General features: G+C 74.9%; 17 protein-coding genes. 10 read left to right on the top strand and 7 right to left on the bottom strand.

Annotated features, from left to right (window positions below):
* Positions 1-205: 205 nt before the first annotated feature.
* Positions 206-889 carry an LLM class flavin-dependent oxidoreductase gene (locus DEH69_RS00300; protein ID WP_113684806.1) on the bottom strand — a complete coding sequence of 228 codons (684 nt, stop codon included), beginning with the start codon at positions 887-889 and terminating at the stop codon, positions 206-208.
* The gene (locus DEH69_RS00295) at positions 886-1,599 is read right to left on the bottom strand and encodes an ABC transporter permease (RefSeq protein WP_181727183.1); all 714 of its coding nucleotides are present in this window, start codon (positions 1,597-1,599) and stop codon (positions 886-888) included. Before DEH69_RS00295 ends, DEH69_RS00300 begins: the two co-directional genes overlap by 4 nt.
* 334 nt (positions 1,600-1,933) lie before the next feature.
* On the opposite strand from DEH69_RS00295, the gene DEH69_RS31155 reads away from it, so the two are divergent.
* Positions 1,934-2,452, top strand: coding sequence for a GntR family transcriptional regulator (locus DEH69_RS31155; RefSeq protein WP_181727182.1), 519 nt, complete (start codon positions 1,934-1,936; stop codon positions 2,450-2,452).
* 104 nt (positions 2,453-2,556) lie between these two features.
* Entirely contained in the window at positions 2,557-3,582 is a 1,026-nt protein-coding gene (locus DEH69_RS00285; RefSeq protein ID WP_113684804.1) for a nitronate monooxygenase, read from the top strand.
* On the opposite strand, the gene DEH69_RS00280 is transcribed toward DEH69_RS00285, so the two are convergent.
* The 3 genes from DEH69_RS00280 to DEH69_RS00270 form a co-directional block, all read right to left on the bottom strand.
* Entirely contained in the window at positions 3,572-4,411 is an 840-nt protein-coding gene (locus DEH69_RS00280; protein WP_113684803.1) for a hypothetical protein, read from the bottom strand. The genes DEH69_RS00285 and DEH69_RS00280 overlap by 11 nt on opposite strands.
* Positions 4,408-5,094: a hypothetical protein gene (locus DEH69_RS00275; RefSeq protein WP_113684802.1), complete on the bottom strand. Its 687-nt coding sequence runs from the start codon at positions 5,092-5,094 to the stop codon at positions 4,408-4,410. Before DEH69_RS00275 ends, DEH69_RS00280 begins: the two co-directional genes overlap by 4 nt.
* Before the next feature lie 82 nt (positions 5,095-5,176).
* Entirely contained in the window at positions 5,177-6,841 is a 1,665-nt protein-coding gene (locus tag DEH69_RS00270; protein WP_258534335.1) for a metallophosphoesterase family protein, read from the bottom strand.
* 289 nt (positions 6,842-7,130) lie between these two features.
* Between DEH69_RS00270 and DEH69_RS00265 the strand changes: the two genes are divergently transcribed.
* Positions 7,131-7,619: a hypothetical protein gene (locus DEH69_RS00265; RefSeq protein WP_147255312.1), complete on the top strand. Its 489-nt coding sequence runs from the start codon at positions 7,131-7,133 to the stop codon at positions 7,617-7,619.
* Between the two features lie 167 nt (positions 7,620-7,786).
* Here DEH69_RS00265 and DEH69_RS00260 read toward each other — a convergent pair whose 3' ends face one another.
* A complete protein-coding gene (locus tag DEH69_RS00260; RefSeq protein WP_258534334.1) occupies positions 7,787-9,049 on the bottom strand; it encodes a Twin-arginine translocation pathway signal in 1,263 nt (420 codons plus the stop codon).
* A 493-nt stretch (positions 9,050-9,542) separates the two neighbouring features.
* Here DEH69_RS00260 and DEH69_RS00255 point away from each other — a divergent pair, with 493 nt between their 5' ends.
* The 6 genes from DEH69_RS00255 to ptsP all read left to right on the top strand — a co-directional run bounded on the left by DEH69_RS00255 (position 9,543) and on the right by ptsP (position 16,401).
* Complete coding sequence (locus DEH69_RS00255) at positions 9,543-10,295, top strand: hypothetical protein (protein ID WP_147255310.1); 753 nt, start codon at positions 9,543-9,545, stop codon at positions 10,293-10,295.
* A 151-nt stretch (positions 10,296-10,446) separates the two neighbouring features.
* A complete protein-coding gene (locus DEH69_RS00250; protein ID WP_113684799.1) occupies positions 10,447-11,208 on the top strand; it encodes a DeoR/GlpR family DNA-binding transcription regulator in 762 nt (253 codons plus the stop codon).
* Positions 11,205-12,164 (top strand): 1-phosphofructokinase, encoded by a 960-nt coding sequence (gene pfkB / locus DEH69_RS00245; protein ID WP_113684798.1) that lies wholly within the window; start codon positions 11,205-11,207, stop codon positions 12,162-12,164. Before DEH69_RS00250 ends, pfkB begins: the two co-directional genes overlap by 4 nt.
* Positions 12,165-12,261: 97 nt before the next feature.
* Entirely contained in the window at positions 12,262-14,355 is a 2,094-nt protein-coding gene (locus tag DEH69_RS00240) for a fructose-specific PTS transporter subunit EIIC (protein ID WP_113684797.1), read from the top strand.
* 88 nt (positions 14,356-14,443) lie between these two features.
* Complete coding sequence (locus tag DEH69_RS00235; protein ID WP_113684796.1) at positions 14,444-14,740, top strand: HPr family phosphocarrier protein; 297 nt, start codon at positions 14,444-14,446, stop codon at positions 14,738-14,740.
* Positions 14,737-16,401, top strand: coding sequence for a phosphoenolpyruvate--protein phosphotransferase (gene ptsP / locus DEH69_RS00230; RefSeq protein WP_258534333.1), 1,665 nt, complete (start codon positions 14,737-14,739; stop codon positions 16,399-16,401). The genes DEH69_RS00235 and ptsP overlap by 4 nt, the downstream gene beginning before the upstream one ends.
* Before the next feature lie 89 nt (positions 16,402-16,490).
* Here the strand turns inward: ptsP and DEH69_RS00225 are convergent, their stop codons facing one another.
* Entirely contained in the window at positions 16,491-18,413 is a 1,923-nt protein-coding gene (locus DEH69_RS00225; RefSeq protein WP_113684795.1) for a hypothetical protein, read from the bottom strand.
* A 168-nt stretch (positions 18,414-18,581) separates the two neighbouring features.
* On the opposite strand from DEH69_RS00225, the gene DEH69_RS00220 reads away from it, so the two are divergent.
* Positions 18,582-19,577 (top strand): helix-turn-helix transcriptional regulator, encoded by a 996-nt coding sequence (locus DEH69_RS00220; RefSeq protein WP_258534332.1) that lies wholly within the window; start codon positions 18,582-18,584, stop codon positions 19,575-19,577.
* Positions 19,578-19,595: the final 18 nt, after the last annotated feature.

Genomic DNA, 19,595 nt, shown 5'->3' with positions numbered 1-19,595 from the left:
CGGGCGGCGGGCACGGGGACGGGCTCGGCGAGCTGGAACGTTCCCGACGCGGTGGCGCGCAGGCCGATCGCCTGCCAGTCGTCGTTCACGCGGAACGCCGCGCGCTCCACGGTCAGCAGCAGCTCGCGCCCGGTGTCGTCGCGCGCGCCCACGGTGATCCAGTCCGCGTCGCGCGCGGCGGATCCCCACTGCCAGCGGCCCTCGGTCAGAGTGACGCCGCCCGCGCCGCCCGCCGTGGCCGCGCGGGGTGGCCCTGCGGGGGCCTTGGCACGTTGAGCGGGCCGGTGACGTCGAAGAACGCGCCGTGGTGGTCGGCGGGGTGGTCGGCGGGGTGGATGCGGGAGGCGCGGGTCAGCTCGCCCGCGGCGCGGTCGACGACCGCGGCGTCGTCGTCCCAGCTGTCCCACAGGGTGCGCAGCACGGCGACGAACTCGGCGGCGCGGCGGTAGCGCACGGCGTGGTCGAGGTGGGGCGCGGCGCCGAAGTTCCCGGCCGAGCGCGGGCCTGCGGTGGTGACGACGTTCCGCCCGGCGCGGCCGCCGCTGAGGTGGTCGAGGGAGGCGAGCAGCCTGGCGAGGTTGCAGGGCTCGTAGTAGGTGGTGGAAACGGTGGCGACCAGGCCGATGGCCCGGGTGAGCGGGGCCAGCGCGCTGAGCACCGTGAGGGGTTCGAGCGGCTGGTCGAGGTGGTCCCACGGGTCGGCGTAGAGGGAGACGGCGTCGGCCATGAACACCGCGTCGAACCTGGTGTCCTCGGCGGCGCGCGCCAGCTTGAGGTAGGGCTCGAGGGTGGTGGCCCGGTCCACGGGGCTGCCGGGGGCGCGCCAGGCCGCGCGGTGGTAGCCGCCGGGCCGTAGGAGCAGCATGAGGTGGAGCTGGCGAGCGCTCATGGGCGGGGTGCCTCTCTGGGGTCGGCGTCGCTCGGGTCGGCGTGTGCCGGGTCGGCGTTCCTCGGCGGGGTCCCGGTGGCCGCTCCGGTGGCCGCCGACGCGTCGCCCACCGCGTTGGCGGCGACGGTGAACAGGGCGAGCAGGGCGCCGGGGGCCAGCGCCGCCCAGGGGTTGAGGCCGATGATGTCGCGGTGCTCCGAGATCATCAGGCCCCAGTCGGCGGTGGGGGGTTGCAGCCCGAGGCCGAGGAAGTTGAGCCCGGCGACGACGATGACGGGGGAGCGCAGGCGCAGCCCCGCGTCGGCCGGGATCACCGGGCGGATGGTGGGCAGGATGTCGAACCTGACGACGCGCACGGCCGACTCCCCCCTGGCCCTGGCCGCCTCGACATGGGCGCGGCTCCCGGCCTCCAGGGTGGCGGTGCGCACCAGCCGTGTCAGCGCGGGGAGTTGGGTGAGCACGACACACAGCAGCAGGACCCCGCCCGAGCCGCCGAGGCCCGCGACGAGCAGCAGGACGAGCAGCAGGGCGAGCAGCAGCCCCGGCAGCGCGAGCAGGACGTCCGCGGCGCGGACCGTCACCGCGTCCACCCAGCCGCCCCGGTACCCGGCCAGGACGCCGAGCGGCACGCCGACGAGATAGAGGGCGAGCGTGCCGCCGACGCTGACGCCCAGCGTGGTCAGCCCGCCGCGCAATGTCCGGCTGAACACGTCGCGGCCCAGGTGGTCGGCGCCCAGCCACAGCCCAGGGCCCGGGAGTTGGCCGACGGCCGCGACGGGCTCGTCGAGCGGGTGGGGCGCGAGCAGCGGCCCTGCGACGGCCAGCGCGAGCAGCGCGGCGAGGGTGAGCGCGCCCGCGAGGCCCCAGTCACGAGCGAGCCACGGGCGAGAAAGCGCCGCACCCCGGTCCGTGTCGCCCCGGTCCGTGTCGCCCCGATCCGTGTCGCCCCGGTCCGCCGCACGAGCTGATGATGGGCCGTTACCCCCCGGGGACGCTCCTTCAGGGGACCGCGCTCAGCGCCGCCCACGGCATCTCCCGCACCCCGTGCGCGACGCGCTCGCCCGCCTCGAACAGGACGGGCTGCTGCGCAGGGCGCCGCGCGGGTACCGCGTCAGGGAGCGCACGCCCGAGGAAGTCCTCGACGTCTACGAGGCGCGGATCGTGCTGGAGAGCCACGCCGCCGCGGTGGCCGCCATCCGGCACACGCCGCTCGACCTGGCCAGGCTGCGGCAGATCCTCTCCGAGGCGGCCGGTGCCACGGACGGCGACCAACTCTGGCGCTGCGACACCGACTTCCACGCCGCGCTGCGGCAGGCCGCGTACAACAGCACGATCGCCGAGACCCTCTACCGGCTCGACGCCCAGATGACCGTGCACGGCCCCTACCGGCAGCGCCGCTCCGACCTCGCGGCCGTCACCCTGGCCGAGCACGAGGGGATCGTGGCGGCCGTCGCGGCGCGCGACCAGGAGCTGGCCAGGGGCCGCCTCACCGACCACCTCACCCGCGTGCGCGACCTGCGCGTCACGGCGCTGCTCGGCGGGGAGCGAACGCGCCGTTCGTGAGCCGTTGGTGAGCGGGACGGGGCGTGCGCCCGTGGATACGGTCGGTGACGCCCCCGTCGTAGGGTAGGGACGAACGGTACGACGGGGAGGAAGAGGACACGGACATGACCAGCTTTCTCCCCGCGGTGCCCCTGATCGCCGCGCCGATGGCGGGGGGCGTCTCGACGCCCCAGCTGGTGGCGGCGGTGAGCGGCGCGGGCGGGCTCGGGTTCCTGGCCGCCGGGTACCGGACGGCGGGCGCGATGGCCGAGCGGATCGCGCGAACCAGGGAGCTGACGGACCGCCCGTTCGGCGTCAACCTCTTCGTCCCAGGCCCGCCCGCCGACCTCGCCGCCGTGGCCGCCTACCGCAGCCGGCTGCTGCCCGAGGCCGACGCGTGGAACGTCACGCTGCCCTCGGCGATCCCGCCCGACCGCGACGACTGGGACGCCAAGCTCGTCGCGCTGATCGCCGACCCCGTGCCCTGCGTCTCCTACACGTTCGGGCTGCCCACCCGTGCGGAGGCCGACGCCGTGCGCGCCGCGGGCAGCGCGCAGATCGGCACCGTCACCACGCCCGACGAGGCGCGCGCCGCCGCCGCGCTCGGCCTCGACGCGCTCACCGTGCAGGGGCCCGAGGCCGGTGGGCACCGCGCCACCCACAGGGCGGACGACGAGCCAGGCACCCTGCCGCTGCTCCCGCTCATCGCCGCCGTGCGGGAGGTGACCGATCTGCCGCTCATCGCCGCGGGCGGCATCGCGGACGGCCGGGGGATCGCCGCGGCGCTGCGGGCGGGCGCGGCCGCCGTTCAGCTGGGCACCGCCTATCTGCGCACCGACGAGTCGGGCGCGACCGAGACGCACCGGCGCGCGCTGCGGGAGTTCGGCGCCACCACCGTCACCCGCGCGTTCACGGGGCGCCCGGCGCGCGGGCTGCGGAACGCGTTCATCGACCGCCACGACGCCCACGCGCCCGCCGCCTACCCCGAGGTGCACCACCTCACCGCGCCCCTGCGGGCCGCCGCCGCGCGGCTCGGCGACCCCGAGGCGATGCACCTGTGGGCGGGCACGGGCCACCGCCTCGCCCGCGGAGGGTCAGCCGCCGACCTGACCCGCGCGCTGTGGCGGGAGGCCACGTCCCTCACGCGGTGAGCGTGGTGACCGCGGCGACGAGGTAGAGGCAGCCGCCGACCGCGACCGCCGCGCCCGCGACCGCAGGGGCCCAGGCCGCGGCGGCCGCGGCCAGCCGCGCGTTCCGCACCCGCCCGGCGAGCAGGCTCCGGCCGCGCACCGTCAGCACCCCGACCCCGGTCAGCGTGACGGCCATGCCGAGGCCGAACAGCAGGACCAGGATGACGGCGTTCAGGGAACGGCCCGTCAGCATGCCGCTCACCAGCACCAGGAACGCCGAAGGGGACGGGAGCAGGCCACCGGAGACCGCGAGCGCGGTGAGGCCGCGGCGCGACCAGGGGTTCTCCACGATGTCATGGCTGTGCCCGTGCCCGTGCCCGTGGTCGTGCCCATGACCCTGGCCGTGGCCATGACCGTGGTCGTGGTGGTGGCCGTGGTGGTGGCCGTGGTGGTGCGCATGGGCGTGGCTGCGGTGGTGGCCGCGGGCGCGCACATGGCGGTGCACGAGGTGGGCGCCGACGGCGATGACCACGAGCCCCGCGGCGACCTGCATCCACGCGGTGACGGTCTCGGTCGCGAAGCCGCCCGCCCCCGTCGCCCCCACCCACGCGCTGGCCAGCAGCAGCACCGACACGGTGTGCATCGTCGCGACGATCAGGCCGAGCCGCAGGGCGTCGCGGTAACGGCCCCGCACGCCCACCAGATAGGCCGCGGTGATGCTCTTGCCGTGTCCAGGGGCCACCGCGTGCGCGGCGCCCACGCCGAGCGCCACGGCCGCGGCCAGCCAGAACGCGGCCCTGCCGTCGAAGAGGGCGACCAGCTCGGCGTCGGGCCCGTTGATCTCGTTCATGCCGCCCGCCCTCGCACGGCGCGGCGGCGCCTGACGACCAGCAGGACGACGGCCCCGGCCACGATGGCCAGGGCGAACCCCGCGACGCCGAGGGCCGCGGTGTTGCCCAGGATCCCGGCGTACCAGGAGAAGTCGATGCGCCGCGTGCTGTCCGTCGCGGTGAGCATCGTCCGGCTCGGGTTCGCGGGCGTCTCGGCGGACAGCACGGTGCGATACGCCTCGTTGAGATCGGCGAGCGCCCCGACCGTCACATCCACCTGGTCGACGTCGCGCGGGCACGCGTAGCTCAGCCGCGCGCCGTTGGCGAGGAGCCCTTCGAGGGACGCCACCTCGCCCGCACACCTGGTGCCGTCCTGGGTGATGTAGATCCGGTCGAGCAGATAGTCCCGCAGATCGGGCGAGCGTTGCAGCTTCTGCTCGCCCGTCAGCGAGGTCGAGACCGTGTCGAGTGCGGGGTCCTCGAACGCGCCGACCGCCTGGCCGAGCACCACCCAGTCGTCCTCGGCGGCGCGCCAGGTGATCGTCGCGCGCGAGCCGTCGGCGCTGATCGTGGCGGTGGAAGGGGGGCCGAACGGGTGCGCCTGGGCCGAGGGGGCCGGTCCCGCGGCGGTCCACAGAACGGCGGCGGCCAGGGCGGCGGCGCGGGCGGCGAACACGGCGCGCACGCGGATACGGATGGTCACGGTGTGGCGTTCTCCCGGAGTCGTGCGACCGGGCGCGGTGCCGCGCGAGGGAAGCGCGCGCGGCACCGCGCCCCGGTGCTGACTACCTCTCGATGGTGAGCGACGGGCTGGTGATCCGCTGGTTCTCGCTGGTCAGATAGACCTCGTACGCCGTGCCGGGGCGCGACGACGGCGGAACGCGGAAGCTGTCGTTCACACGGCCGATCTCGTCCGCCCTGACGACGCCGACGACCGAGCCGCCGTCCTCGTCTCCCTCGCGCCGGTAGGTGACCGTGACGCGCTCGCCCGGGTCGTAGCCGAACGCCGACACCTCGAGCGTCTGGCCGCGGCGCACGGTCGTGTCGTCGACCGTGACCTGCTCGCCGACGGTGTTCTCCGGCGTGCGGATCTCGTTGACGGTGCGCTCACCCTCGTCGTTCTTGCGGATGAGGAAGCCGTCGTGGTGCTCGCCGTTGGCGTAGCGCGCCTCGTAGCGGATGGTGTCCTCGTCGACGTCGATCAGCTGGTAGAGCTGCGCGTCCTGGCTGCTTGAGAGGACCTCGGCGCCGTTGCTGGTCCAGTTCTCGCCGCCGTTGAGGTCGTACATCTTGCCGCCGGACACGGAGACGGCGTAGGTGACGCCGTTGTGCACGGTGACGGACTCGCGGGCGTCGGTGCGGTTGCCGCGGCCGTAGGAGTGGTCGTGGCCCTGGAGCACCAGGTCGACGCCGTACTCCTCGAGCAGCGGGCCCCACTGGGCGCGGACGTTGGGGTTGTTGCGCGTGCCCGTGGTGGAGTAGACGGGGTGGTGGAAGGTGACCACGGTCCACTTGTTGGGGTTGTCCCGCAGCAGGCCCTCGAGCCACTCGGTCTGGGCGGCCATCACCTCCGTGTTGTTCTGGAGGTTGGAGTCGAGGCCGATGAAGCGGACGCCCTGGTAGTCCACGGTGTAAGCGGTCTGCTGGGTCTCGGCGTTCCCCGGGCCGTTGTCCGGGTAGGGGAACTGCGGCCGCCAGAACTGCGACAGCTGTCCGCTGCTGTACTCGTGGTTGCCCGGCACGGAGATGTTGTTGACCTGGGCGTCGACAAAGCCGTCGGCCTGGTGCCACTGGCCCCACTCCTCCTCGGAGTTGGGCGAGTTGACGAGGTCACCGGCGTTGACGATCATCCGCGCCTCTGGGCGCTCGGCGAACGCCTGGCGGAAGACGCGCGGGACGGCGGAGTCGATGTAGTTCTGCGCGTCGCCGTAGTAGATGAAGGAGAAGGGCTCGAGGCCCTCGGCCGCGGTGGTGAAGTCCACCCACTCGCTCCAGTTGACGCCGTCGCCTACCCGGTAGGTGTAACGGGTGTCGGGCGCCAGGTCCGTGAAGCTGACCGTGTGGTAGGTCGAGGCGTAGCCGAGGTCGGTGTTGACCGGCGTGCTCGCCCCCGCCATGACGGTGGAGACGGCGCCCTCGTCGGGCTGGACGTCGCCAAGGGCGCGCGGGGCCTCAAGGATCTGGGCCTGCGCGGAGCCGTTGGGCGCGTCCGCCCGCCACGTCACGTTCTGGCTGGTCGCCGGTGTGGTGGTCGGCGTCAGCATGATGCGGTCGGGCACCGGGGACGGCCGGTGGATGTCGGCGGCCGGGTACTCGGTCGGTGCGGTCGGCGAGTCACTGAAGGCGATGGGGGTGGCCAGCAGGCCGCTGACCACCAGGGTCGCCGTGCCGAGCACGGCGACCTTCGTGCGGGTGGATCGGGTGACCCAGACCCTGGAAATTGCGCTCACTTGACGTAGAACCCCTCACGGGCGTTGAAGCACGGTCGTCCTCGGGCACCGGCGCCGGAGGCGAATGGATTCAGCCAGGACAGGGAGAACGGTTTGCCGCTCTTTGTTAGCCGATCAGTGAACACTTCCGCATGAGGCGCGTTCCGCGTGGAGAGTCCCTGATCGGAAGGTGTCGGTTCGTCTGACCGGTGCAGGCCGTTAGCCAACTGTTCGTCGGGGCAACGTCGCCGGGCGATAGCTTTTCGGCCATGGACCGACGGGTTCGACGGGCGAACGGAGGCGGATGCGGATGGCGTCGAGGCGAACGGTGCCCCTCGCCGCGCTCGCGCTGTGCGCGCTGCTCCTGCTCGTGCTGCCCGCGGCCGACGCGGCGCCGGGGCGGGCGCCGACGGACAAGGGCGACGCCTTTCTCAGCGCGGACACGGGCGGGGTGTTCGACCTTGAGGCCGGGGAGTGCTTCACGGACCCCGAGCACTCGGCCGTGCTCGGCCAGGTCACGGTGCTGTATACGCCGTGCACGGACGGCGCCGACAACCAGGTGTACGGCTTTGTGACCGCCCCTGACGGCACGTTCGACCGCGCCGGGCTCGCGGCGTTCGCCTGGGAGACCTGCGAACGCGGCTTCACGACGTTCTGGCCCGGCGAGGCGGCGAGGGGACTCGACTTCTACCCCGTGCTGCCGACGGCCGCCACCTGGGCCTTCGGCGACCAGGACGTGATGTGCGTGGTCTACCGCCCGTCGGGCGAACTCACGGACTCGCTCCTGCCGTTGCGCTAAAGCCCGTGGGGTGGGGCGCCTGCGGCGCCTGGCCTACGTGGCCCGCCGCGTCCCGGGTGCGTCGCTTCATACGGATGCGTGTAGGAGGCGCCTGCGGGAGCGGGGCGCCAGCCAGGCGGCCGACGGCGAACGGGAGGACGTCAAGACCGTAGCCGCCGCTCGGCCGTTCAGGCCGCCGTGGTCAGCGCGGCGTCGAGTTGGTGGCCGAGCCTGTCGTCGCGCCACGGGATCATCGCCTCGCGCAGCCGGTCAAGCTCGGCGCGGTGGCGGCCCGACGCGGTGTCGTGCGCGATCCGCGCGGACTCGGCGGCCAGCTCGACGGCGCGTTCGGGCTCGCCCGTGCTCGCGTGGGCACTGGCCTGCCGCGCGAGGTAGACACCCGTGTCGCGGCGCGCGGTGGGGGGCATGGTCGCGGTGATGTGGTCCCAGAGCGTCAGGGCCTCGCGGTGGAGGCCCATGCGGCCGTAGCACGTGGCCCGTTGCACGGCGGTGTAGTGCGCGTTGCGGCGGGCCGCGGTGCCCCAGGGGATGGCCGGGTCCACGCGCTCGGTCGCGCGCGACGCCTGGTCGAGCAGCCGGTCGACGGCGCGACGGTCGCCCAACAGGGCTGCGCCATGGGCCTGTTGATACATGAGGTTGGCCCTGATGCGGTCGGAGAGCCGACGTTCGTCGGCCAGGGCGCGTTCGCACAACGCCACCACGGCGCGGCCGTCGCCCAGGTCGGCGCGCAGATGGGCCATGTGGGAGATGGTGTAGGCGACCAGGTCGGGGTCGCCCGAGATGAGGGCGTCGGTCTGGGCTATGCCGTGCCAGTAGGCCGCGTCCGCCCACAGGGCCGCGTCCTGGTGGAGCCACCCGGCCAGCACGGCATAGGTGGCGCCGACGTGGACGAGGCCGTCGCGGGTGTCGCCGTTCGCCCGCCTGGCGAGGCTGCTGATGAGCCGGTACTGCTCGGTGACCGTGGGGATCAGCTCGCGTGGGCCGAGCATCATGTCGGCCGCGTAGTGTCCGTCGAGCTGCCGGTAGAAGTAGTCGACAAGCGCGGGGTCGATGTGGCGGGGGGTGAGGTCGTCGGGGGCGAGCGAGGAGAGTGCGGCGGCCGAGCCGGTCGCCAGGAACATGCGACGATCCACAGGAGGCTCCGGGATGTGCTGCTGTCGAGCGGGGTGCCCGGGAGGCGGGGTGAACCCGAGCTGTTCGGGCGCACGGCCGAACGCGGCGCGCAGCGCGGTGGCGTAGTCACCGCGTGGCCAGCCGGGCCGGGTGGACTCCCAACGTCGGTAGGTGCGCGGCGACACCGTGAAGTGGGGGTCACGCAGAGCGACTTGTCCCGCCCTGCTGATCCCTTCGGCCGCCGCTTCCTGCGAGTACCAGCCACGCTCGATGCGCGCCACCCGCAGCTCGGTGTTTCCCTCGCCGGTGCTGGTCATCCTTCTGTCCCCCGATTGGTCGTTCTCCCACGGTAGACGTGATGTGCCCACCCCGGACCCGGCGTGCAAAACCCGAGATGCGCGAAGGCCCCAATGGCCGCTGAATGGCCGGTGGTTGGACCCCGCACAGCCTGTCGTCCGGCCGGTATTCGACGGTTGACTGAGCGTCATCACTGTCCACCTGCCGGTCTGACCGCCCGACGAGACACGGATTCAGCATGGAACTGCGGATGGAACCACGGGACTTATACGGGATACGCGGTGCCTGAGCCGATCAACTGGCCCCCGGGCACCCCGGACCACATCAAGAAGCCCGTCGCCGGACCGCGGTACTGCGATCGGTGCAGGACGCGCTACTGGGCTGACGAGATCCACACCTGTCCCGAGCCGGAGCCCGAGCCGGAACCCGCCGCGCACGGCGGTGATCCCCGGTGAACGCCCGCGGCACCGCCTCGCCGCCCGGCGCGTCACATGGGAGGAGCTGCCTGGGGCCGTGCGGCGCGAGGTCGAGGCGGTGCTCGGGCCCGTCGCCGCCGCGAGGCTCCTGCCCGCCGGGTCCTCGCCCCTGACCGCGGTGCTCGAGTCCCCGGCGGGGACCGTGTGCGTGGAGGGCGCGCCGCTCGATGACGGCGAGCGCGCCGCCGCGTTCGAGGCGCGCGCCCACGCCGCCGCCCGCACCGCGGGCATCGCCCCCAGGATGCGGGGGCGCTGGACCGTCGGCGGCTGGCACGTCCTGGCGCACGACCACGCGCCGGGGCGCACCGCCGACCTCTCCCCCGGCTCGCCCGATCTCCCGCTGGTGGCCGCCCTGTTGGACCAGGCGTCCCTGCGCACCGGGCCCGACGCGCTGCCGCTGCTGGCCGACCGCCTCGGCGCCGTGCCCGGCTCGCCGGGCGGGCTCGGCGGGACGGGCTGGCTCGGCGGGACGGGCTGGCTCGCGGGCGAGTGGCTGCTGCACACCGCGCTCGCCCCGGGCGCGCTGCTGGTCGACGGCCGTCGGGCCTGGCTCCCCGACTGGTCGAGCGCCGCCCGCGGGCCCGCGTGGTGCGACGTCGCCGACGCGGTGCTGTGCCTCATCAACGCCGGTCACACCCCGGCCGCCGCCCTGGACTTGGCGGCCCACCTGCCGGTGTGGTCCCACATCCGCAACGACACGCTGGCCGCCTGGGCCCACGCCCGCCGCACCACCGGCCACCACGAGCAGGCCCCGCCCCGCGCCCTTGACCAGCTTCTGAGCCACCTCTGAGACACCCCACCACGGCCGTCCCGGGACTCCGGGGCGGCCATGGGTCCGTTCGCGTCCGATCGCATGCCCAGTTGTGTTTACTTCCCGGCGATATCGGCGTAACCTGGCGCCACATCAACAGATCCGGGCAGTGAAACGGGCGTAAAACCACATGTACGCAGCAGAGCGCCAGCAGGAGATCCTGCGCCTGGCTCGCGAGGGCGGGCGCGTCGACGTGCCGTCGCTGGCCGAGGCGTTCCAGGTGACCGCCGAGACGGTGCGGCGGGACCTGAAGGTCCTCGACCGGGCCGGTCTCGTCCGCCGCGTGCACGGCGGCGCCATCCCCGCGGGCCGCCTCGACTTCGAGCCCGACCTCACCGAGCGGGACGCCGTCGCCGCCGACGAGAAGGACCGCATCGTGCGGGCCGCGCTCTCCGAGCTGCCCGCCTCCGGCAGCGTGATCGTCGACGCGGGGACGACCACCGCGCGGCTGGCCGCCGCGCTGCCTGTCGACTGCGAGCTGACCGTTGTCACCCACGCGTTGCCCATAGCGGCCAGGCTCGCCGACCACCCCGGGATCGCCCTGCACCTGGTCGGCGGCCGGGTGCGGCACCGCACCCGCGCCGCCGTCGACGCCTGGGCGCTGCGCGCCTACGCCGAGCTGAACGTCGACCTGCTGCTGCTCGCCACCAACGGCTTCTCGCTCGACGGCGGCCTGACCACCCCCGACCTGGCCGAGGCAGCCGTCAAGCGCGCGCTGGTCTCGGCGGCGCGCCGCACCGTTCTGCTGGCCGACTCCGCCAAGCACGGCCGTCGGCACTTCGCCCGCTTCGGCGGCCTGTCCGATGTGGACCTGCTGATCACCGACACGGGCCTCTCCCCCGACGACGCCGCCGCGATCGAGCGGCAGGGCACCGAGGTGGTGCGCGCATGATCCTCACCGTCACCCCCAACCCCAGCCTCGACCGCACCTACGAGGTGCCCGAGCTGCGCCGCGGCGCCCTGCTCCGCGCCGACACCGACCGGGTCGAGCCCGGCGGCAAGGGCGTCAACGTCTCGCGCGCCGTCGCCGCGGCGGGCGGGCGCACGGCCGCCGTGGTGCCGCTCGGCGGCGCGGAGGGCGCGCTGCTCGCCCGGCTCCTGGGCGAGCGGGGCATCGAGGTGGCGGGCGTTCCGCTCACCGGCTCCACCCGGGTCAATGTCACCCTGGTCGAGCCCGACGGCACCCTCACCAAGGTCAACGCCCCTGGCCCCGAGCTGTCCGCGGCCGAGGCCGCCGCCCTGCTCGACGCCGTGCGGGCGCGCGCCGCGGACGCCGACTGGGTCGCCTGCTGCGGCAGCCTCCCGCGGGGCCCGGGCGCCTGGTGGTATGCGGAGCTGGTCGAGGCCGCGCACCGGGCCGGGACCCGGGTCGCCCTCGACACCTCGGGCGAGGCCCTGGCCGCCGCGCTTGCCGCGCGGCCCGAGCTGGTCAAGCCCAACGCCGACGAGCTGGCCGAGGCGGTCGGGCGCCCGCTCGCCACCGTCGGCGACGCGGTCAAGGCCGCGGAGGAGCTGCGCGCCCGCGGCGCCGGGACCGTGCTGGCCAGCCTGGGCGCGGACGGCCAGCTCCTGGTGTCCGATGGCGGCGCGCACTGGGGCAGCGCGCCCGTGGCCACCGTGCGCAGCGATGTGGGCGCGGGGGACGCCTCGTTGGCGGGGTTCCTGGCGGCGGGCGGGCACGGGCCCGCCGCGCTCGCGGCGGCGTTGGCGCACGGCGCCGCGGCCGTGGGGCTGCCGGGCAGCGCGATGCCGGGGCTCGCCGACCTCGACCCCGCCTCGGTGGTGACCACCGCCGACGTCCCCGTCGACCGCCCGCTGGGCGCCGCCCGCGCGGGACGGCTGCCATGACCGCCCGTCGCCCCTCCCCCTCCCCGTCCCTCCCTCTCCCCTCTTCCCCGTCCCCCCTGCCGCCCGCCGGGCGGATCGCGAGCGAAGGAGCCGCGTGATGACCGAGCTGATCACCGCGGAGCTGGTCGACCTGACCCTCTCCGCAGGTACGAAGGACGCCGCAGTCCGCGCCCTCGCCGCACGCATGGCCGCGGCGGGCCGGGTGAGCGACCTCGACGCGTTCCTCGTGGACGTGGCGGATCGCGAGGCGCAGATGCCCACGGGACTCGAGGGCGGCATCGGCATACCCCACTGCCGCAGCGCTCACGTGTCCGAGCCCACGCTGGCGTTCGGGCGCAGCGCCGAAGGCGTCGACTTCGGCGCGCCCGACGGACCTGCCGACCTCATCTTCCTGATCGCGGCTCCCGCGGGCGGCGACAAGGACCACCTGGGCATCCTGTCCACGCTGGCCCGCCGCCTGATGGACCCGGCGTTCACCCGGGCCCTGCGCGACGAACGCGACCCCCAGGCCGCCGCCGCGCTGATCCGCGGCGACGAGCCACCCGCCGAAACGCCCCCCGAGCCACCCGCAAAAACGCCCGCGGCGCCGGACGCGGACGCCGAAGGGGCTTCCCCTGACACGCCGTTCCGCGTCGTGGCCGTCACCTCGTGCCCGACCGGCATCGCGCACACCTACCTCGCGGCCGAGTCCCTGGAGCGCGCGGGCCGGGACGCCGGGGTCGAGGTGGTCGTGGAGACGCAGGGCTCGGCCGGGTTCAACCGGCTCGACCCGGCGCTGATCGCCGCGGCCGACGGCGTGATCTTCGCGCATGACGTCGAGGTGCGGGAGCGCGCCAGGTTCGCGGGGAAGCCCACCGTCGACGTCGGCGTGAAGGCGGGCATCAACCGGCCCGCCGAGCTGATCGCCGAGGTCAGGGCCCTGGCCGAGCGGGGCGAGACGAGCCAGGCGGCCGAGGCCGAGGCCGACCCCGACGAGGCCGACCCCGACGAGGGCGGCGGCACGGGCCGGGGCGAGGGCTTCGGCACCCGGCTGCGCCGCTATCTGATGAGCGGCGTCAGCTACATGGTTCCGTTTGTCGCGGCGGGCGGCCTGCTCATCGCGCTGTCGTTCGCGATCGGCGGCCACGAGATCGCGAACGCGCCCTCCGTCGCAGACCACTTCGTGTGGACCGAGGGCGACAGCTGGGCCGCGTTGCTCAACCAGATCGGCGGCGCCGCGTTCGGGTTCCTTGTGCCGGTCCTCGCGGGCTACATCGCGTTCGGCATGGCCGACCGGCCCGGCCTCGTTCCCGGCTTCGTCGGCGGCGCGATCGCCGTCACGATCGAGGCGGGCTTCCTCGGCGGCCTCGTCGCTGGCCTGCTCTCGGGCGCCGTGGTGATGGCCATCCAACGGGCCAGGATCCCGACCGCCTTGCGCGGGATCATGCCGGTGCTCGTCATCCCGCTGATCGGCTCGGCCGCCGTCGGCTTCCTGATGTTCGTGGTGGTCGGTGAGCCGCTGGCCGCGCTGCAACGGGCGCTCACCGACTGGCTCGACGGCCTCTCGGGGTCCAACGCGGTCGTGCTTGGCATCGTGCTCGGCGCGATGATGTGCTTCGACCTGGGCGGCCCGCTCAACAAGGTGGCCTACGCCTTCGCCGTCGGCGGCCTCGCCGAGGCGGGCGAGGGCAACCTCAAGGTGATGGCCGCCGTGATGGCCGCTGGCATGGTGCCGCCGCTGGCCATGGCCCTCGCCACGGTGGTGCGCGGCGGGCTGTTCACGCGGACCGAGCGGGAGAACGGCAAGGCCGCGTGGGTGCTTGGCGCCTCGTTCATCACCGAGGGCGCCATCCCGTTCGCGGCGGCCGACCCGCTGCGCGTCATCCCTTCCGCGATGGCGGGCGGGGCGCTGACCGGCGCGCTGTCGATGGGCTTCGACGCCACCCTGCGCGCCCCGCACGGCGGGATCTTCGTCGTGCCGCTGATCGGCGCGCCGTTCCTCTACCTGCTGGCCATCGCCGCTGGCACGGTGCTCAGCACGGCGCTCGTCATCCTGCTCAAGTCGCACCGCGCCGTTCCTGACGCGCCGGGCACCACGCGTCCCGCCCCGGTGGAACGCGCCCCCGCCGACGCCCCGGCCGACACCGGCACCGCGGCCCACACCGGCACCGAGGCCGCCACCGCGGCCGACACCGCGGCCCCGGCCCGTTGAGCCCCGAGCCGCCCTGCCCCGACCACCCCGACCACCCCGACCACCTCGACCACCCCGACCACCCAGCCGCACCCAGGAGTTGAGTCCCATGCCCGAGCGCACCGTTGTCATAGGCTCGCGCAGCGGCCTGCACGCGCGCCCCGCCTCGCTGCTGGTGCGGGCCGCCGCCCGGCAGCCCGTCCGTGTCACCATCGCGCGCCGGGGGCAGGCCCCGGTCGACGCCCGCAGCCTCCTCTCGGTGCTCGCGCTCGGCGCGGGCCACGGCGAGCCCGTGGTGCTCGCGGCCGAGGGCGAGGGGGCCGAAGCGGCGCTCGCCGAGCTGGCCGCGCTGGTCGCCGACGACCTGGAAGGGCCCGCGGGCGACGCCGTTGAGGCGGGTGAGTGACGGTGCCCACCGTGCTGCGGGGCATCGGCATCGGCGGCGGCAGCGGCCATGGCCCGGTCGCGCGCATGGCGCGGCCGCCCGTTCCGCCGCCGCCGCGCACCGTCGCGCCGGTGGAGAGGTCGGCGGAGGCCGCGGCGGTTTGCAAAGCGCTCGCCGAGGTCGCCGCCGCGCTGGACCGGCGCGCCGCCGCCGCGGCGGGGCCAGCGGCCGACGTGCTGTCGGCCCAGGCGCTCATGGTCACCGACCCGGCGCTCGGCGAGCGCGCCGAGGCGCTGGCCCTCGAAGGGGCCGACGGGCCGCGGGCGCTCGAGGGCGCGTTCGGGGAGTTCCGGGCGGCGCTTGAGGCGGCGGGCGGGCTGTTCGCCGAACGCGTCGCCGACCTCGACGACCTGCGCGACCGCGCCGTCGCCGCGCTGCTCGGCCTGCCCATGCCCGGGCTGCCCGAGCCCGGCCACCCCTATGTCCTGGTCGCCGACGACCTGGCCCCCGCCGACACCGCGCTCCTCGACCCGGCCCAGGTCATCGCGCTGGTCACCGAGCGCGGCGGGCCCACGAGCCACACCGCCATCCTGGCGCGCGGCCTCGGCGTCCCCGCCGTCGTCGGCTGCGCGGGCGCCAACGCGCTGGCCGAGGGGCGAACGGTCCTGGTGGACGGCGCCGCTGGCACCGTCGACCCCGACCCGGCCCCCGAGGCGGTCGACGCCGCGGCCGAACGGGAACGCCGCCGCCGCGCCGCCGCCACGCTGACCGGGCCAGGGCGCACCGCGGATGGGCACCCCGTCAAGCTGCTGGTCAACCTGGGCGCGCCGAAGGAGCTGGCGGCCGCGGCGGCCGCCGACAGCGAGGGCGTGGGCCTGTTCCGCACCGAGTTCCTGTTCCTCGACCGGGCGGACGCGCCGTCCGTGGCAGAGCAGACGGACGTCTACGCGCGGGTGTTCGCGGCCTTCACCGGGCGCCGCGTCGTCGTGCGGACCCTGGACGCGGGCGCGGACAAGCCGCTGCCGTTCGCCACCGCGGCCGACGAGCAGAACCCCGCGCTCGGCATCCGCGGCCTGCGCACCGCGACCCGTGACCCCGCGCTCCTCGATGACCAGCTCCGTGCCCTCGCGGCGGCGGCGCGCGACAGCGCCGCCGAGGTGTGGGTGATGGCGCCCATGGTCTCGCTGCCCGCCGAGGCGGACGCGTTCGCCGCGCGCGTCCGGGCCCACGGCCTGTCAACGGCGGGCGCCATGGTGGAGGTCCCGGCGGCCGCGCTGCGCGCGGACGCGCTGGCCGGGGCGTGCGACTTCCTCAGCATCGGCACCAACGACCTCTCGCAGTACGCCTTCGCCGCCGACCGCACCCTGGCGAGCCTGGCCGACCTGCTCGACCCGTGGCAGCCCGCGCTCCTCGACCTGGTGCACATGACCGCGGCGGCGGGCGCGCGCCATGGCCGCCCGGTCGGCGTGTGCGGCGAGGCGGCGGCCGATCCGGCGCTCGCGCTGGTGCTGGTCGGCCTCGGCGTGACGAGCCTGTCCGCGGCCCCGGCCGCGCTCCCCGACATCAGGGCCGCCCTCGCGGCGCACACGCTGGACGAGTGCCGGGCCCTGGCGGACACCGCCCGTACATCACCCGACGCGGCAACGGCGCGGGCGCGGGTCAGGGAGCGGGCGCGGCTCTAGAGGTGGGTGAGGACGACGGCTACGGTCTTGATGTCCTCCCGTTCGCCGCCCCGTCAACGCCCGCGTAGCGAGCCCGCAGGGCAACGCGTTCACCCCTCCCCCTCCTCGAACAGCCGGGCCCCCAGGACGTTCAGGCCATGCTGGAGGCGCCGGAAGTATGTCGCGCGGCTCAGGTGGAGCTGGGTGGCGAGCTGCTGGTGGGTGCGGGGCGGGCCGAGGTAGTAGCGGCGCAGGATCCAGCCCGCCTCGGCCTCGCCCGGGTTCGCGCTGTCGCACAGGTCCTGGACGGCGTCGCGCAGCCAGCGGCGCAGGGCGGCCGTCGTCGGGGTGCGGGGGGCCGACAGCAGGGGGCTCCTGGCGAGTTCGCGGTGGTCGCCCAGGTGGGCGAGGGCGTGCGCCACCTCGGCGGCGACCTGGCGGCCTTCGGCGCCGGTGCCCGCCGCGTCGGCTGAGCCGACGCGTTCGAGCCACGCGGGCAGCGCGTCACCGCGGAAGTCCTGGCTGAACACCATGGGCCGCCGCCCGCAGCGGTAGACGTCGTCGACGGTTGAGCCGTGGTCCTGGAACCGCAGCTCCTCCAGGAGGCCCTGGTACTGCGGCGACGGGGTGGAGACCAGCAGGCGGTTGGGCCCGGACATCGTCTGGCGCAGGATGTAGCGCAGCAGCTTGGCGTGCAGGGCGGCGTCGGGGCAGAAGGCGGCGCCGAGAAAGAGGCCGCCGGGGCCTCCCGACTCGGCGGACGGGGCGAGCAGCCGGTCCGCGTGCTGCTGGAGCAGTGGCTCGATGTCCGTGGCGGTGCGGTCGCTGACGTCGAAGAGACCGGCGAAACCGGCGAGTTGGCCGTTGCTGTCGCGCACCAGGCGGAAGCCGCCGATGTCGGCGCGCACCCAGCGGTCGGCGATGGCGTCGGTGCGGCGCGGGTCGAGGCCGCCGTGCTGGGCCCAGCGGCGCATCATGCGGCCGATGTCGTCGGCGTCGGCGGGCGACGCGGCGTCGACGGTGGCGGAGGGGCGGGCCGCCGGGAACAGGGTCTCCCGCAGCCCGGTGACGCCGGTCAGGAAAAGAGTCTCCTCCATCAGCGCGGCCCGCTGGGCGACATCGGTGGTGCCGGAGATCAGCTTCTTGCGGTAGCCGAACGCGCGGGTGCGGGTGGCGCGGTGGGTGGTGGGGCGGCGCCACTGGTGGGCGAGCTCGACGATGTGGCGGAACGGCTCGGTGACGGCGAGGCCGAGCTCGGTGCGGGTGACGACGCTGAGGGCGGCGAGCGCGTCGAAACGTTCGCCGCGGGCCCGCAGCAGCGTCTCGTCGCCCGCGCCAACTGTGGCGAGCAGCGCCAGGTCGCGCCGCCAGCGCCGGTCGGGGAGCTCGCGCGCGAGCCGCCCCACGATCTCGCCCGCCATCCGGTCGGCGACGGCGCCCGGCGCATCGGGGGAGGCTCCGGCGTGCAGGGCGCGGCAGGCGGCTGCGGCAAGGAGGGGGTTGCCCGCGGCGAGGCGGACGACGAGCCGCCTGGCGCCGGGGTCGGAGAGCTGGGCGGCGGCGGCCAGGGCGGCGATGTGCCCGTCGGGCCACGGCTGCACGGTGAGGGTGGGGACGGCGGAGAGGGTCCACCGCGGGTGTCTCAGCAACGGGCGCCTGCTGACGAGCAGGACGGGCCTGCGGCCCCTTGGCCCGGTGCGCACGACGTCGACGGCGGCCACGGCGGCTGGCGTGTCCACGCCGTCGAGGACGAGCGGCGCGCGGGTGTCGTCGGCGAGCGCGGCCCGCACCGCGTCGCCCGCCCCGGCCATGCCGGGGTCCGACGGCACGGGGTCCGACGGTGAGGGGTCCGACGGTGAGGGGTCCGTTGGCGCGAGGTTCACCATGGCCGCCGCGCCGACCCGTTCGGCCAGCCAGGACTTCCCCGAGCCGAGCGGGCCCGTCAGGTTGACCACGGGGTACGCGGCCAGCGCGGCGCGCACGCCCTCGGGCGTGGCCGGGTAAGGCGAGGACGGCGATGGTGTCTCCCCCATGTGCTGCTTGCCCCCTCGGGACGGCTGATCCACAAAGACCCGAAGACAGACCCTAGCCACCCACCGCGCGCGATGTGAGACGGATGTGAGACTCGACGGGCCCGCGCGCTCGGTACGTTGGAGAGGTTCCGGCCTGACCTGACGCCAGGAGACCGGGGGGGAGGACCCGTGGACACGCACACCATGTCGGTGCTCGGCCTGTCCGGTACCGAGGAGGACATCTACCGCCACTTCCTGCGCAACCCGAGGACGTCGCCCGCCGACATCCATGTGCTGCTGCGCTCGGACCGCGAGGCCGTGTCGGAGGCGCTGCGGCGGCTGCGGAGGCTGCGGCTGCTGCACGGGGACGAGACCAGCACGTGGGCGGCGGAGCCCGATGTGGCGGTGCCGCGGCTGGCCGAGGAGCGCCTTGAGGATCTGCACCGGCAGATGCGGCAGGTGACCAGGACGCGGCCGATCGTCTCGTCGCTGCAACGGGAGCGGCCCACGGCGGACCCGGCGGGACCCGCGCCGGGCATCGAACGCCTCGAGGATCTGCGGCAGGTGCGCAACCGCATCGACGACCTGGCGTTCTTCGCGCACGACGAGGTGCTGGCGGCCGAGCCGTACGACGCGCTGTCGAAGGAGAACATCGCGCACGCGCGGGCGCTCGACCTGCGCTGTCTGAGCCGGGGCGTGCGGATCAGGAACCTGGTGCGCCGTTCGACGCTCACCGACCCGGTGACGCTGAGCTATCTGCGCGAGCTGAACGCCCATGGCGCGCGGATCAAGGTGGCCGACGCGTTCTCCGAGCTGATCCTCGTCTACGACCGGCACACCGCGCTTGTGCCGATCGACCCGGCGAACACCGCGCGGGGCGCGCTGTGCGCGCGGGAGAACGGCCTCGTGGGCAACATCGTGACGCTCTTCGAGCGGCTGTGGGACGCGGCGCGGGACTTCACCGAGCTGGTGGACGCCGGGGCCGAGCGGACGCCCGAGCTGTCCGAGACGCAGCGGGAGGTGCTGTCGCGCATGTGCGCGGTGAGCAAGGACGAGACGGGCGCCCGGCAGGTGGGCGTCTCGCTGCGCACCTACCGTCGCCACATCGCGGACCTGATCCAGCTGCTGGGCGCCGAGAACCGCGCCCAGGCCGCGCTGCTCGCGCGCGAGCGCGGCTGGGTGTGAACCCCCTCTCCCCTCAGG

The organism is Streptomyces sp. PT12 (assembly GCF_003311645.1).
GTDB lineage: Bacteria > Actinomycetota > Actinomycetes > Streptomycetales > Streptomycetaceae > Streptomyces.
Note: the sequence above shows the minus strand (reverse complement) of the source record. Positions and strands in the feature narration are given on the sequence as shown.